Annotated in this window: 15 protein-coding genes; 12 read left to right on the top strand and 3 right to left on the bottom strand. The window is 64.0% G+C overall.

The window, feature by feature from the left end:
* Positions 1-123 precede the first annotated feature (123 nt).
* From miaB to FB598_RS08020, 10 genes are all read left to right on the top strand, one after another.
* Positions 124-1,464, top strand: a complete 1,341-nt coding sequence (miaB, locus tag FB598_RS08065; protein WP_141913664.1) for a tRNA (N6-isopentenyl adenosine(37)-C2)-methylthiotransferase MiaB — start codon at positions 124-126, stop codon at positions 1,462-1,464.
* Between the two features lie 23 nt (positions 1,465-1,487).
* The gene (locus tag FB598_RS08060) at positions 1,488-2,621 is read left to right on the top strand and encodes a PhoH family protein (RefSeq protein ID WP_141913665.1); all 1,134 of its coding nucleotides are present in this window, start codon (positions 1,488-1,490) and stop codon (positions 2,619-2,621) included.
* On the top strand, positions 2,605-3,063 hold the full coding sequence (ybeY, locus tag FB598_RS08055) for an rRNA maturation RNase YbeY (RefSeq protein WP_141913666.1): 459 nt from the start codon (positions 2,605-2,607) through the stop codon (positions 3,061-3,063). The genes FB598_RS08060 and ybeY overlap by 17 nt, the downstream gene beginning before the upstream one ends.
* Before the next feature lie 219 nt (positions 3,064-3,282).
* Positions 3,283-4,161, top strand: coding sequence for an HlyC/CorC family transporter (locus FB598_RS08050; RefSeq protein ID WP_141913667.1), 879 nt, complete (start codon positions 3,283-3,285; stop codon positions 4,159-4,161).
* A gap of 25 nt (positions 4,162-4,186) precedes the next feature.
* Positions 4,187-5,818: an apolipoprotein N-acyltransferase gene (gene lnt, locus FB598_RS08045; protein ID WP_141913668.1), complete on the top strand. Its 1,632-nt coding sequence runs from the start codon at positions 4,187-4,189 to the stop codon at positions 5,816-5,818.
* Between the two features lie 155 nt (positions 5,819-5,973).
* The gene (gene glyQ, locus FB598_RS08040) at positions 5,974-6,891 is read left to right on the top strand and encodes a glycine--tRNA ligase subunit alpha (protein WP_141913669.1); all 918 of its coding nucleotides are present in this window, start codon (positions 5,974-5,976) and stop codon (positions 6,889-6,891) included.
* 77 nt (positions 6,892-6,968) lie between these two features.
* A complete protein-coding gene (glyS, locus tag FB598_RS08035; RefSeq protein WP_141913670.1) occupies positions 6,969-9,089 on the top strand; it encodes a glycine--tRNA ligase subunit beta in 2,121 nt (706 codons plus the stop codon).
* Positions 9,090-9,180: 91 nt separating this feature from the next.
* The gene (gmhB, locus tag FB598_RS08030) at positions 9,181-9,738 is read left to right on the top strand and encodes a D-glycero-beta-D-manno-heptose 1,7-bisphosphate 7-phosphatase (protein ID WP_141913671.1); all 558 of its coding nucleotides are present in this window, start codon (positions 9,181-9,183) and stop codon (positions 9,736-9,738) included.
* 40 nt (positions 9,739-9,778) lie between these two features.
* Positions 9,779-10,576 (top strand): 1-acyl-sn-glycerol-3-phosphate acyltransferase, encoded by a 798-nt coding sequence (locus tag FB598_RS08025; RefSeq protein ID WP_141913672.1) that lies wholly within the window; start codon positions 9,779-9,781, stop codon positions 10,574-10,576.
* A 202-nt stretch (positions 10,577-10,778) separates the two neighbouring features.
* Positions 10,779-11,765, top strand: a complete 987-nt coding sequence (locus FB598_RS08020; protein ID WP_141913673.1) for a M48 family metallopeptidase — start codon at positions 10,779-10,781, stop codon at positions 11,763-11,765.
* A 141-nt stretch (positions 11,766-11,906) separates the two neighbouring features.
* On the opposite strand, the gene gloA is transcribed toward FB598_RS08020, so the two are convergent.
* Positions 11,907-12,293 (bottom strand): lactoylglutathione lyase, encoded by a 387-nt coding sequence (gene gloA, locus FB598_RS08015; protein WP_050468214.1) that lies wholly within the window; start codon positions 12,291-12,293, stop codon positions 11,907-11,909.
* A 103-nt stretch (positions 12,294-12,396) separates the two neighbouring features.
* Positions 12,397-12,861, bottom strand: a complete 465-nt coding sequence (locus FB598_RS08010; protein ID WP_141913674.1) for a MarR family winged helix-turn-helix transcriptional regulator — start codon at positions 12,859-12,861, stop codon at positions 12,397-12,399.
* A gap of 32 nt (positions 12,862-12,893) precedes the next feature.
* Between FB598_RS08010 and FB598_RS08005 the strand changes: the two genes are divergently transcribed.
* Together FB598_RS08005 and FB598_RS07995 are read left to right on the top strand one after the other, a co-directional pair.
* Positions 12,894-13,637 carry a siderophore-interacting protein gene (locus FB598_RS08005; protein ID WP_141913675.1) on the top strand — a complete coding sequence of 248 codons (744 nt, stop codon included), beginning with the start codon at positions 12,894-12,896 and terminating at the stop codon, positions 13,635-13,637.
* A 180-nt stretch (positions 13,638-13,817) separates the two neighbouring features.
* Positions 13,818-14,705 (top strand): LysR family transcriptional regulator, encoded by an 888-nt coding sequence (locus FB598_RS07995; RefSeq protein WP_141913677.1) that lies wholly within the window; start codon positions 13,818-13,820, stop codon positions 14,703-14,705.
* Positions 14,706-14,790: 85 nt separating this feature from the next.
* Here the strand turns inward: FB598_RS07995 and FB598_RS07990 are convergent, their stop codons facing one another.
* On the bottom strand, positions 14,791-15,159 hold the full coding sequence (locus FB598_RS07990; protein WP_141913678.1) for a hypothetical protein: 369 nt from the start codon (positions 15,157-15,159) through the stop codon (positions 14,791-14,793).
* Positions 15,160-15,304 lie beyond the last annotated feature (145 nt).

The raw sequence follows: 15,304 nt of genomic DNA, 5'->3' as shown, positions 1-15,304 counted from the left end.
CATCGCATCGGATGCCATGCGCCGCGCCCGCCCTCGCACTGCCGACCGGCCCGACCGCCTCCCTTTGCCGGCGCCCGCATCCCACATGCATCTTCCCTCGCGCCCTACGCTTGATTGAGATTTATGCAAAAGAAAGTATTCATCAAAACCTTCGGCTGCCAGATGAACGAGTACGACTCGGACAAGATGGCCGATGTGCTCAACGTCGCCGAAGGCCTGGTCAAGACCGACCGTCCCGAAGACGCGGACGTGATCCTGCTCAATACCTGCTCGGTGCGCGAAAAGGCGCAGGAGAAGGTGTTTTCCGACCTGGGCCGCCTGCGCGAGCTGAAGAAGAAGAATCCCGACCTGCTCATCGGCGTGGGCGGCTGCGTGGCTTCGCAGGAAGGCGAAGCCATCGTCAAGCGCGCGCCGTATGTCGATATGGTGTTCGGCCCGCAAACCCTGCACCGCCTGCCGCAGATGATCACCGAACGCCGCTACACCGGCCGCGCGCAGGTCGACATCAGCTTCCCCGAGATCGAGAAGTTCGACCACCTGCCGCCGGCGCGCGTGGAAGGGGCCACCGCCTACGTCTCCATCATGGAAGGCTGCAGCAAGTATTGCAGCTATTGCGTGGTGCCCTACACCCGCGGCGAGGAAGTCTCGCGCCGCTTCGAGGATGTACTGACCGAAGTGGCCGGCCTGGCCGACCAGGGCGTGAAGGAAATCACGCTGCTGGGCCAGAACGTGAACGCCTACCGCGGCGCCATGGAAGACGGCGAGATCGCCGACTTCGCGCTGCTCATCGAATACATCGCCGAAATGCCCGGCATCGAGCGCATCCGTTTCGTCACCAGCCATCCCAAGGAATTCTCGCAGCGCCTGATCGATACCTACGCCAAGGTGCCCAAGCTGGTGGATCACCTCTACCTGCCGGCGCAGCACGGCTCGGACCGCACGCTGGCGGCGATGAAGCGCGGCTATACCGCCATCGAATACAAGTCGGTGATCCGCCGCCTGCGCAAGGTGCGTCCCAATATCACGGTGTCGTCCGACTTCATCGTCGGCTTCCCCGGCGAGACCGAAGAGGATTTCGAGGCGCTGATGAAGCTCATCGACGACATCGGCTTCGACAACAGCTTCTCCTTCGTCTTCAGCGCGCGCCCCGGCACCCCGGCCGCCAACCTGGCCGACGACACGCCGCAGGAAGTCAAGTTGAAACGCCTGCAGCGCCTGCAGGCGGTCATCAACGGCAACGTCGCCAGGATCAGCGCGTCCATGCTCGGCAGCGTGCAGCGCATCCTGGTCGAAGGCCCTTCCAAGCGCGACCCCAACGAACTGCAAGGCCGTACTGAAAACAACCGCGTGGTCAACTTCGACGGCGGCCCCAACGGCGCGCGCCTGGTCGGCCAGATGGTCGATGTCACCATCCTGCAGGCATTCCCGTTCTCGCTGCGCGGCGAGATCGTCGTCAAACAATAGCCAAACAAAGACCGGACCCCTCATTGAAAAAGATCCCCAACCAGCCGCACCACTTCATCCCGCAACCGCTGGACAACCGGCGCCTGGCCAACCTGTGCGGGGCGCTGGATGAAAACCTGCGGCAGATTTCCAACGCGCTGGATGTGACCATCTTCCGCCGCGGCGACCGTTTCATCGTCACCGGCACTAACGCCGAACGCGCAGTGGATGTGCTGGAGCGCTTCTATGAACGCGCCGACCGCGCGGTGTCGCTGGACGATATCCAGCTGACGCTGGTCGAACAGCGCGCCAATGCGGCCGCCGATGAAGAAGCCGGATTGCCGCCGCTGAGCGCCAGCGTTCGCCGCGCGCGCAAGGCGGAGGCGCCGACCGCGGAAGAAACGGCCGCGGCCGATGAACAGGCCATCCCCGACAGCCCGATCCTGAAGACCCGCAAGCACGACCTGCGTGGCCGCACGCCGCACCAGAGCCAGTATCTCAACGCCATCCTGGAACACGACATCACCTTCGGCGTCGGCCCGGCCGGCACCGGCAAGACCTACCTGGCCGTGGCCTGCGCGGTGGATGCGCTGGAGCGCGATTCGGTGCAACGCATCGTACTGACCCGACCGGCGGTGGAAGCCGGCGAACGCCTGGGTTTCCTGCCGGGCGACCTGGCGCAGAAGGTCGACCCCTACCTGCGTCCGCTGTATGACGCGCTGTACGACCTGCTCGGTTTCGACCGCACGCAAAAGCTGTTCGAGAAGCAGGCCATCGAGATCGCGCCGCTGGCCTACATGCGCGGCCGCACGCTGAACCATGCCTTCATCATCCTGGACGAGGCGCAAAACACCACGCCGGAACAGATGAAGATGTTCCTGACCCGCATCGGCTTCGGCAGCAAGGCGGTGGTGACCGGCGACGTCACCCAGGTCGACCTGCATCACGGCCAGAAGAGCGGCCTGGTCGATGCGCTGACGGTGCTGCACAATGTGCGCGGCATCGCCTTCTCGCGCTTCACCAGCGCCGACGTGGTGCGCCATCCGCTGGTGGCGCGCATCGTCGATGCCTACGATGGGCACAACAACCCGAAACCCGACACCGCCCGCAGCACCGCGCGCGCGGCCACCAACCTCCTGACCAAAGCAGCCAAGCCCCGCAATGTCCGCAAAACCTAAGCTCGCCTTGTCGGTGCAATACGCCGACGCCAGCCTGAAAGACACCGTCACCCGCCCCATGCTGCGCCGCTGGGTGCAGGCCGCGCTGTTCGCCCCGGCCGAACTGACGCTGCGCTTCGTCGATGCCGACGAAGGCCGCGCGCTGAACCGCGACTATCGCGGCAAGGACTATGCCACCAATGTGCTGACCTTCGCCTATACAGAGGATGAAGACAGCGAAGTGACGCAGGCCGACATCATCTTCTGCACCGACGTGCTGGAGAAGGAGGCCGCCGAACAGAAAAAGAGCGTCATTGAGCACACCGCCCACCTGGTGGTGCACGGCGTGCTGCATGCGCAGGGCTACGACCATGAAGACGAGAAAGACGCGGTCGAAATGGAAACGCTGGAGACCGAATTGCTGGCCGGGCTGGGCTTTGCCGACCCTTACGCCGGACGCTGAGCGCCGATGCGCGGAAATGGCCGGCACGCGCGAGCGTGGCCGGCTTTTTTTTTGCCCGGATGGCGGCAACAGGCGGGATTTTCCAGTTTCCGGCATGCAACTGACGGCATCTGCGCGCAAGCCGCGCCATGCCTGGACTTGCGGCGGTTTAGTGGACTTGTCACATAATTGTTGTATCCTATGCCTCTTCAAAACTACGTCGGGCTCGCGCCTAACGCCATGCAAGAACACCCTAGTAGCGTCAAGTCTGACGCTAAACCCCACCGTTCATTGTTTGAACGTCTCACCGCCCTGATTTCCCCCGAACCAGAAAACCGTGCAGAGTTGCTCGAGGTGCTGCATGACGCGCACGAACGCAACCTGATCGACGCCGACGCCCTGTCGATGATCGAAGGCGTGTTCCAGGTCTCCGACCTGGCCGCGCGCGACATCATGGTGCCGCGTTCGCAGATGGACAGCATCGACATCAGCAAGCCCATCGAAACCTGGATGCCCGACGTGCTGTCGACCTCGCACTCCCGCTTCCCGGCCGTGGACGGCGAACGCGACAAGGTGGTCGGCATCCTGCTGGCCAAGGACCTGCTGCGCTACTACGCCGAAGAATCGTTCGACGTGCGCGACATGCTGCGCCCGGCCATCTTCATCCCCGAATCCAAGCGCCTCAACGTGCTGCTGCGCGACTTCCGCGCCAACCGCAACCACATGGCCATCGTGGTCGACGAATACGGCGGCGTGGCCGGCCTGATCACCATCGAGGACGTGCTGGAGCAGATCGTCGGCGACATCGAGGACGAGTACGATTTCGACGAGGCCGAAGACAACGTGCTGGCCCTGAAGGATGGCCCCCACGGCGCGCGCTGGCGCGTCAAGGCGCTCACCGAGATCGAACAGTTCAACGACGAGGTCGGCTGCCGCCTCGAAGACGAGGATGCCGACACCATCGGCGGCCTGGTCGCCAACCACCTCGGCCGTGTGCCGCGCAAGGGCGACGAGTTCGACATCGACGGCCTGCATTTCGAAGTGCTGCGCGCCGACGCTCGCCAGGTGCATGTCCTGCTGGTGTCCAAGCTGCCGTCTGCGGCAGCGGAAGACGAATAATCCCGCTCTCCCGGCACTGTCCAGCGTGAATTCCCCCGTCCCGAACAACACTCCTGAACAACGCGGGGAAGCCCCCGCGCGCGACCGCATCGGCCCGGCCGCGCTGCTGCCGCTGCTGCTGCCGATCCTGGCGGGCGCCGCCAACGTCTTCGCATTCGCGCCGTTCAGGCTGTGGCCGCTGCAGATCGCGGCGCTGGCCTGGCTGTTCCACCAGGCCATCGTTTCCCCCCAGGCCGGCGCGCGCCGGCACTTCCTGCTGGGCTGGCTGTACGGTTTCGGCTGGGCCGCGGCCGGCGTGCACTGGCTGTACATCAGCATGCACGACTATGGCGGCATGCCCTCCTGGATGGCGGCCCTGGCGGTGGCCTTGCTGGCGCTGTACCTCGGCCTGTACGCCGGCGGCGCCATGGCGCTGGCCGGCTGGCTGCGCAAGCACTGGTCGTCGTCGCCGCTGACGATGGGCCTGCTGATGCTGCCGGCGCTGTGGGCCTTGTCCGAATGGGCGCGCGGCTGGATCTTCACCGGCTTTCCCTGGCTGGTGTCCGGCTATGCGCACACCGCCGGGCCGCTGGCCGGTTTCGCGGCCGTGGGCGGGGTCTATGGTGTGGGCTGGATCGCCGCGCTGGCGGCCGGCGCGCTGGCGCTGCTGTGGCAGGGAATGCGCCGCAAGGGCGCCGCCGGCGCGGCCATCCGCATCGGCGTGCCGCTGGCTACGGTACTGGCGTTATGGGCCGGCGGGCTGGCGCTGCGCCAGGTGGCCTGGACCACGCCGCAAGGCCAGCCGATCTCGGTGCGGCTCCTGCAGGGCAATATCCCGCAGGAAATGAAATTCTCCAACGATGCGCTGGTGTCCACGCTCACCATGTACGAGCAGATGATCAGCGCCGAACCGGCCGACCTGATCGCCACGCCGGAAACCGCCATTCCCTTGCTGCCCCAGCAACTGCCGCCGGACTACCTGGCGCGCCTGGTGCGCTTCGCGCAATCGAGCGGCAGCCACCTGGCGCTGGGCATTCCGTTGTCGGACGCGCCGATGCAATACGCCAATTCGGTGCTGGGCTTCGGCCCCGAAGCCGGCTCGGCGGTGTCGCCTTATCGTTATGACAAGCACCACCTGGTGCCTTTCGGCGAATTCATCCCGCTGGGTTTCCGCTGGTTCGTCGACATGATGCACATCCCGCTGGGCGACATGACGCGCGGCGCCCCCGTGCAATCGCCGTTCGCCGTGAAAGACCAGTGGGTGCTGCCCAATATCTGCTACGAAGATTTATTCGGCGAAGAAATCGCCGGCCAGCTGCGCGACGCTTACCGCGCCGGCCAGCCACAGGCCAGCATGTTGCTTAACCTGTCCAACATCGCCTGGTTCGGCAATTCCATCGCGCTGCCGCAGCACTTGCAGATTTCGCAGATGCGCACCTTGGAGACCGGCCGCCCGATGCTGCGCGCCACCAACACCGGCGCTACCGCCGTGATCGTGCCCGGCGGTGCGCTGGAGGAACTGCCGCCCTACACGCGCGGCACGCTCGCCGCGCAGGTACAAGGCTATGCCGGCCAGACGCCCTACATTCTGCTGGGCAACAAGCTGGTGGTCGGGCTGGCCCTGCTGATGCTGCTGGTGGCCTGGGGCCGCAACAAGGCCGCGCGCATCCGCCACTGACAAGTCGCCAGTGGGCACGCCGAACTGTTTCAAGGCTTGAAACAGTTCAAACCCGCCTGCAATCGGCCACCCCGAAACCGGGTCAAACAGCCCAAAAGACGCTAAAATTCAAGGTTTTAGCAATTCCTCGCCAGTTCCTCCGGCAACCACACAAGATGCTGACATTTCAACAAATCATCCTCAAGCTGCAAGAATATTGGGACGCCCAAGGCTGCGCGCTGCTGCAGCCCTACGACATGGAAGTCGGCGCGGGCACTTCGCACACCGCGACCTTCCTGCGCGCGATCGGCCCCGAGCCGTGGCGCGCCGCCTACGTGCAACCGTCGCGCCGCCCCAAGGACGGCCGCTACGGTGAAAATCCCAACCGCATGCAGCACTACTACCAATACCAGGTGGTGTTGAAGCCGGCCCCGGAAAACATCCTCGACCTGTACCTGGGTTCGCTGCAAGCGCTGGGCCTGGACCTGCAGCAAAACGATGTGCGCTTCGTCGAGGACGACTGGGAAAACCCGACCCTGGGCGCCTGGGGCCTGGGCTGGGAAGTGTGGTTGAACGGCATGGAAGTGACCCAGTTCACCTATTTCCAGCAAGTCGGCGGATTGGACTGCAAGCCGGTGCTGGGCGAGATCACCTACGGCATCGAACGCCTGGCGATGTACCTGCAAGGCGTGGAAAACGTCTACGACCTGGTGTGGACCGAATGGATCGAAAACGGCGTCAAGAAGAAGCTGACCTACGGCGACGTGTTCCACCAGAATGAAGTCGAGCAGTCGACCTTCAACTTCGAGTACTCCAACACCGAGTTCCTGTTCTCGCTGTTCTCCAACTACGAAGCCGAAGCCAAGCGCCTGATGGAAGTGCCTCTGGCGCTGCCGGCCTACGAACAGGTGCTCAAGGCGGCGCACACCTTCAACATGCTCGATGCGCGCGGCGCCATCTCGGTCACCGAGCGCGCCGCCTACATCGGCCGTATCCGCAACCTTTCGCGCGCCGTGGCGCAAGCCTATTTCGAGTCGCGCGAGCGCCTGGGCTTCCCCATGCTGGGAGAGGCCGGGATCAAGGCCGCTGCCTGAGCGCGGCCGCAACCGCATACGACAGAACCGGCGCCTGGCATTGCAGGCGCACCGAGCAAGACAGCAAGACACACAACATGAACCAAACACTTCTCGTAGAACTCGTCACCGAAGAACTGCCGCCCAAGGTGCTGGCCAAGCTGGGCGACGCTTTCGCCGCCGGCATCTTCAATGGCCTGCAAAGCCGCGGCTACCTGGAATCCGATTCCGCCGCCACCGCCTACGCCACGCCGCGCCGCCTGGCCGTCTCCATCACCAAGGTACGCCCCGCCTCGCCCGACAAGGCGATCCGCGAAAAGGTGTTGCCGGTCGCAGTCGGCCTGGATGCGGAAGGCCGCCCGGCCGCGCCGCTGGTCAAGAAGCTGGCTTCCCTGGCCGCCGCCACCGGCGCCGCCGTGATCACGCCGGACCAGTTGGAACGCGCGCAGGACGGCAAGGCCGAAAGCTTCTTCTACACCTATACCGCCAAGGGCTCGGCCCTGGCCCAGGGCCTGCAGGCGGCATTGGAAGAAGCCGTCGCCAAGCTGCCGATCCCCAAGGTCATGAGCTACCAGCGCCAGTTCGGCCGCGCCGCCGGGGAAACCGTGCATTTCGTGCGCCCGGCGCATTACCTGGTGGCCCTGTTCGGCGATGCCGTGCTGCCGCTGACCATCCTCGGCCTGGACGCCGGCCGCACCACGCTGGGCCACCGATTCCTGTCGCCGGGCGCGCTGCAGATCGCCGCGCCCGACGCCTACGTCGAGACGCTGGCCGCGCAAGGCCGCGTCATCGCCAGCTTCGCCGAGCGCCGCGACAAGATCCGCGCCGCGCTGCTGGACAAGGCCGGCGCCGACCAGGTGCTGATGCCCGACAGCCTGCTCGACGAAGTCACCGCGCTGGTCGAATGGCCGGTGGTCTACGAATGCAAGTTCGAGGATGAGTTCCTGGCCGTGCCGCAGGAATGCCTGATCCTGACCATGCAGACCAACCAGAAGTACTTCGCGCTGACCGACGCCAACGGAAAACTGCGCTCGCGCTTCCTGATCGTCTCCAACCTGGAGACCGCGCATCCCGAACACATCATCGGCGGCAACGAGCGCGTGGTGCGCCCGCGCCTGTCGGACGCCAAGTTCTTCTTCGAGCAGGACAAGAAGAAAAAGCTGGCCGAGCGCGTGCCGCTCTTGGCCAACGTGGTCTACCACAACAAGCTGGGCAACCAGTTGCAGCGCACCGAGCGCGTCCAGGCGCTGGCCGGCAAGATCGCCGGCCTGTTGAGCGGCGACGTGGCGCTGGCCGAGCGCGGCGCGCTGCTGGCCAAGGCCGACCTGCTGACCGACATGGTGGGCGAGTTCCCCGAGCTGCAAGGCATCATGGGCACCTACTACGCGCGCCATGACGGCGAAGCCGAAGACGTCGCGCAAGCCGCCTCCGAGCATTACCAGCCGCGCTTTGCCGGCGACGCGCTGCCGGCCACCGCGACCGGCACCGCCGTGGCGCTGGCCGACAAGCTGGAAACCCTGGTCGGGATCTGGGGCATCGGCCTGCAGCCGACCGGCGACAAGGACCCGTTCGCGCTGCGCCGCCACGCCCTGGGCGTGCTGCGCATGCTGGTCGAAAAGCGCCTGCCGCTGTCGCTGCCGGTGCTGGTGGAGGCCGCGGCCGCACTGTTCGCCGGCAACGCCAATTTCAAGAACCCGGGCGCCGACGTGCTGGCCTTCCTGTACGACCGCCTGCGCGGCCTGCTGCGCGAGCGCGGCTTCGCGCAGAATGAAGTCGAAGCGGTGGTGGCGCAGCAGCCGGCCGTGCTGGACAACGTGGTCGAGCGCCTGGACGCGGTCAAGGCCTTCGCCGCCTTGCCCGAAGCCGAAGCGCTGGCCGCGGCCAACAAGCGCATCACCAACATCCTGAAGAAGATCGAAGGCGTGGCCATCGACGGCCACGGCCAGGTGCAGGACAGCCTGCTGCGCGAAGCCGCCGAGCAGGGCCTGCACTCGGCCATGCAGCTGTCGCGCCCGCAGGTGGAAGCGGCCTATGCCAAGGGCGATTTCGCCGGCGCATTGAAGGCGCTGGCGCAATTGCGGCAGAATGTCGACGCCTTCTTCAACGACGTGATGGTCAACGCCGAAGACGAACAGTTGCGCAAGAACCGCCAAGCGTTGCTGGCGGAGCTGCATGGCATGCTGAACCAGGTGGCCGATATTTCCAAGCTGGCCGCGTAATCCTAATCCATCAGCAAGACCGATACCGGGAAGATCCGCCGCGCATGGCCCCAGGCCGGCGCGGCGGATTGCATGAAGGGAAGCCTACCGCATGAAACTGATCATCCTCGATCGCGACGGCGTCATCAACCACGACTCCGACGCGTTCATCAAATCGCCCGACGAGTGGATCCCGATCAAGGGATCGCTGGAAGCCATCGCGCGCCTGAACCAGGCCGGCTACCGGGTGGTGGTCGCCACCAACCAGTCCGGCGTGGCGCGCGGGCTGTTCGACATCAAGACCCTCAACGCCATCCACCACAAAATGCACACCGCGGCCCAGCAGGTCGGCGCCGATATCGACGCCGTGTTCTTCTGCCCGCACTCGGCCGACGACAACTGCGACTGCCGCAAACCCAAGCCCGGCATGTTCCTTGAGATCGCCAAGCGCTTCGGCATCAGCCTGCGCGGCGGCGTGGCCACCGTGGGCGATTCGCTGCGCGACCTGCAGGCCGGCTTCGTGGCCGGCTGCGCGCCCTACCTGGTACTGACCGGCAAGGGCGAAAAGACCCATGCCAAGGGCGGCCTGCCGCCGGGTACGCTGGTCTACCCCAACCTGTCTTCGGTGGTCGATTTCATCCTCAAGTCGCCGGTCGACGTGTCGGTATAGCACCGTCCGTTTCATCACAACAAACAACGCATGCTGCGGCATGGGAGAATGTATTTTGCGCCTTACCTTGATTCTGCGGTCGGTAGTGTTCCTGGTCCTGATGGCGGTGGCCACCATCATCTGGTCCTTCGCCTGCCTCTTGTCCGCGCCCTTCCCTTATGCGCAACGCTACTGGTGGACCTCGCGCTGGAATGTGTTCGTCATCTGGAGCGCCAAAGTCATCTGCGGCATCCGCTATGAGATCCGCGGCAAGGAAAACCTGCCCGATGCGCCGGTGATCCTGCTGTCCAAGCACCAGTCGGCCTGGGAGACCATCTTCTACGTCATCAACATGCCGCGCCCGCTGGTGTTCGTGTTCAAGAAGGAACTCACCTACATCCCCTTCTTCGGCTGGGGCATCGGCCTGTTGCGCATGATCCCGATCGACCGCAGCAAGGGCCGCGACGCCTTCTCGCAGGTGCTGGAACACGGCCGCCGCAGGCTGGCCGACGGCCAATGGATCGTGATGTTTCCGGAAGGCACGCGCACCAGGGTCGGCTCGCAAGGCAAATACAAGGCGGGCGGCTCGCGCCTGGCGGTGGAAACCAATACGCTGGTGGTGCCCATCGCCGTCAACTCCGGCGAACGCTGGCCCAAGGGCTCGTTCGTCAAGCAACCGGGCACCATCACGGTATCGATCGGCAAGCCGATCTCGCCCGCCGGGCTGTCGCCCAACGAGCTCAACGCGCGCGTTGAAAATTGGATAGAATCCGAGATGCGCGTGATTTCGCCGGACGCATACAACAACAACGCGCCCCGGCAGGCCGCCGTCGATCCTGTCGATCCGGCCAGGTCTTAGAACCTGTTGATGATCTAGCCGGGAGTTGAGCAAATGTCATTTCAGGATGGAATGCAAGGCGTAAAACGTAGCCGGGCCGGTTGGCCCGGCGAGGCTTTGCCACGCCGCAGACCGCCTGAAAGAGTATTTGGGCAACCCCGGACGAGATCGTCAACAGGTTCTTGCAGATAGCCAACCGACATATCAGGACGCCGCGACTCCCTTGAAACTGCTTCGCAAACCCAAGCCCAATCCCAACCAGCTTTCGCTGCAACTGGATTTGTTCGCTCCGGAGCCGGAGCAGGGACAGTCGCCCGCGCAACAGATTACCCCTATCCAGGATCCCGGCCCGGCCTTGCCGTCGCCGACGCTGCAGCCGCCGCTGATCGTCACGCCCACGCCGGTGGTGCATGCCGCGCCGCTGCCGCCCCCGGTCGTCGCGCCGCCCGCCACGCTGGTGCCGCCGCCGAGCGGTCGCCCGGCCGACGGCAAACGCCGCATCCAGCTGGGCGAACACACATTGGATTACGTCCTGCTGCGCTCCAAGCGCAGCACCATCGGTTTCCTGGTGAGCGACGAAGGACTGCGCGTGACCTCGCCCAAATGGGTGACGCTGGCCGAGATCGAAAACGCCATCCGCGAAAAGCAGCGCTGGATCCTGGCCAAGCTCAATGAGCGCCGCGAGCGCTCGGCACGCCGCCTGCAGCCGCAGATGCAGTGGCGCGACGGCGCCACGCTGCCCTACCTGGGCGCGGACATCACGCTGCGCATCCGCGCCGGCCAACGCGCCGCGGTCTATCTCGACGAGGATGCGCGCGAACTGAACGTCAGCCTGCCCGCCGACGCCGGCGAGCAGCAATTGAAGGACCGCGTGCAAGGCTGGCTGCAAGCGCGCGCCGAAGAACTGTTCGGCAAGCGCCTGATCGTCTACGCCGAAAAGCTCGGCGTCACCTACCGCTCCTACGCGCTGTCCTCTGCCACCACGCAATGGGGTTCATGCACCGCCGACGGCCGCATCCGCCTGAACTGGCGCCTGATGCACTTCGCCCTGCCGCTGATCGACTATGTGATCGCGCATGAGCTGGCACATCTGCGCGAGATGAACCACAGCCCGCGCTTCTGGGCCACGGTGCAATCGATCTTCCCCGAATTCGAGCTGGCCAAGAAAGCGCTGCGCGACAGCGCGCCGGAAACCCTGCCGATCTTCTGATCGCAGGCGATCGCGTACAAGTCCCAAACGGCACCGTAAACAACAAGAGCCCGCAAGCGGGCTCTGTGGATACGACGCCTGCGCATCGGGACCGGGTATCGCTTTCGCCTCTCCCCATCCCTTGCGCCTGCGATCACTTCATCACTTCTTGTGTTCGATGAACTCGACCTTGTAGCCGTCCGGATCGGTGACGAAGGCAATCACCGTGGCGCCGCCCTTGACCGGGCCGGCTTCGCGCGTGACATTGCCGCCGGCGGCCTTGACGGCCTCGCAGGCCTTGTATGCGTCTTCCACTGAAATGGCGATGTGGCCGTAGGCGGTGCCCATTTCGTACTTGTCGACGCCGTGGTTATAGGTCAGCTCCAGTTCCGCATGGTCGGGATTGGAACCATAGCCTAGGAACGCCAGCGTGTATTTGTACTCGGTGTTTTCCGACGTGCGCAGAAGCTTCATGCCCAGCACTCGCGTGTAAAAATCGATGGAACGTTGCAGGTCGCCGACTCGCAGCATGGTATGGAGAATTCGCATGTGTGCCTCAAAATGTTGCTGGGTAAGACCCGTATTGTAGACGCACTGGATGTTTCGTGCCCCGTGGCGCCTTCGGGACAAGCACGGCAGGATCGGGAGAAATTCAGTCTTGCCGTTCCAGGTTTCCCTGCACGATCTTGAGCAGCGCGACCAGCTCATCGCATTGCTTTTCCGATAAGCCCTCCACTGCCTGCGCCAGGATCCGGGACCCGGTCTTTTTCAATTGGCGCTGCAGCGCCCGGCCTTCCTTGCTGAGCTGCAAGCGCACGGAGCGGCGATCTTGCGCGTCTTCCCTCGCCTCCAGATAGTTCTTGTCCCGCAAGCCGCGGATGAGCCGCGTCAGCTGGGCCTTGTCGCGCCCGGAATGCGCCACCAGGTCGCTCAGCGTGGCGTCGGGGTGTTGCGCAAAGTAATCCAGCACGCGGCTTTCCATATGCGTAATGCCGCGCTCGTCCTCGCGGAAAACCTGTAAGCGACTGGCGCGGTACAAGTGCATGACCGTATGGATGGCCTCAAAGACCTTATCGGCAGCAGGTGATTGGTTGACTTTATCAACTTGATTTTTCATAATGGTAGATATTATCAACTAAATAGGCTTCCATGGATACCATCAATACACCGTCGCGTGCAGTGCAACGTGTCCGCCATGACGTCAAATTCCGCGACGTCACCGTCTCGCGCATCCGCCAGACCGGCGCCAACATGCTCAGCATCACATTCAAGGGCGAGGCCTTGTCGGATTTCGTTTCGCTGTCGTTTGACGACCACGTCAAATTCATCTTTCCGGATGCCGCCGGCGTCCCGGTGCGGCGCGACTATACGCCAATCGATCATGACGAGCAACGCAATGAAATCACGCTGGAATTCGCCTTGCATGCCGAAGGCGCCGCCACCGACTGGGCGCGCCGGGCCAAGGTCGGCATGACGGCGGTGATCGCCGGGCCGCGCGGCTCCATGATCATCCCCGCCGATTATGACTGGCACCTGCTGGTGGGCGACCTGTCTGCCTTGCCGGCGATCAGCCGCCGCCTCAAGGAACTGCCGGCGGGCGCGCGCGTGCGGGCGGTCATCGAGATTGCCCACATGGGCGATATCCGCCAGTTCGACAGCCAGGCGCAAGTCGACGTGAAATGGGTGACCAACGGCGCCGAAGCCTTGGCCGACATCCGCGCATGGCAATTGCCGGCCGGCGAGGGTTACGTCTGGGGCGCGGGTGAAGCGGCGACGATGGCCCAACTGCGCGCCTTGCTGCTCAACGAAAAACAGCACTCCAAGGATGCCATGCGCATTTCCGCCTATTGGAAACGCGGCGCCTCCGACTTCCACGAGAAGCTGGATCAATAGATCGAAGGAAAAATCCGGCCGCGCAAGGTCTTGGCCGCCGCCATGTTGCTCAAGGCCGGCATCCCTTCTCCTGCCTCTGGCGGGTCTTCAGTCCGCAGTCGAATGGAGCGGTCACAGGACCGGACATCCATGAAGTAGAATGGCATCAATCCACAATGCCATGAAAGTTGCTCATACATCATGTTGGAACGCATCCATTTATCCATCGTCCAGGAAGTCGAGCGGCAAGGTTCGCTGACCGCCGCCGCCCAGATCCTGTGTGTCACGCAATCGGCGCTGAGCCACAGCATGAAGAAGCTGGAACAGCAACTGGGCACCGATATCTGGCTGCGCGAGGGACGCAGCCTGCGGCTCACGCAAGCCGGCCAATACCTGCTGGCCGTAGCCAACCGCGTGCTGCCGCAACTGGACCTGGCCGAGGGCAGGCTGCGCCAGTTCGCCCAGGGCGAACGCGGCGCATTGCGCATCGGCATGGAATGCCATCCTTGTTACCAATGGCTGTTGAAGGTGGTGTCGCCTTATCTGGAGGCATGGCCGGATGTGGATGTGGACGTGAAACAGAAATTCCAGTTCGGCGGCATCGGCGCGCTGTTCGGCTATGAGATCGACCTGCTGGTCACGCCGGACCCGCTGTACAAGCCCGGCCTGGTCTTCGAACCGGTCTTCGATTACGAACAGGTGCTGGTCGTGGCCGGCAACCACAAGCTGGCCGGCGCCGCTTATGTGAAACCGCAGCAACTGCTGGATGAAGTACTGGTCACGTATCCCGTTCCGACCGACCGCCTGGATATCTACAATCAATTCCTGTCGCCGGCGGGCGTCACGCCCAAACGGCACAAGGCCATCGAAACCACCGACATCATGCTGCAGATGGTCGCCAGCGGACGCGGCGTCGCCGCCCTGCCGCGCTGGCTGGTGGAAGAATACGCCGACAAGATGGACGTGGCGCCGGTGCGGCTGGGCAAGCACGGCATCGCCAAGCAGATCTTCCTCGGCGCGCGCGAAACCGAAGTCGGCATCGATTACCTGCATGCTTTCATCGAGCTGGCGCGAAACGCTGGCGCCTGAACCCCGGCTCCAGGAGCACAATGAAAAACGGGCAAGCCGCGTGGCTTGCCCGTTTTTTCCTCAAGACTGCGATTTACCGCATCGCTTAACGGCCGTAGTAGTACGGACGGTCGTCATAGCGGTAGGAGCGCACTTCGGTGCGTTCTACGTAGCGCACCGGGCGCGGTGCGTAATAGCGCGGCTGCTCGTAGTACACGGGCTGCGGCGCCTGGTAATAAACCGGCTGCGGCGGAGCTTGGTAGTACACCTGTTGCGGCGGAGCCTGGTAGACCGGCTGGGCTGGAACCGAATTGGCGATCAGCGAACCGATGGCGACCGCGCCGATGATGCCGGCAGCGATGGCGACGCCGTTATTGCCGCCGTGGTCACGCGCCATGGCGGGCGCGCTGACGACTGCTGCCGAGGCGAGAAGGGTTGTTGCGATCAGAACCGTTGCGATTTTTTTGCTGGCCATGATTGGCTCCTGTCAAATGAGTCCGCTATGTTGTCGCGGCACGATTCAACTATATGCCAACAAATCTCGAAATCCATCGATTCTGTGACTTGGTTACAGTTCTTACGAGTCGTACCCCGAATGTGACTATTTGCAACCGGATACG

Origin of the sequence: Herbaspirillum sp. SJZ106, assembly GCF_006715495.1 — a bacterium.
In the GTDB taxonomy this organism is placed as follows: domain Bacteria; phylum Pseudomonadota; class Gammaproteobacteria; order Burkholderiales; family Burkholderiaceae_D; genus Herbaspirillum.
This window is presented reverse-complemented; position numbering and strand designations above follow the sequence as displayed.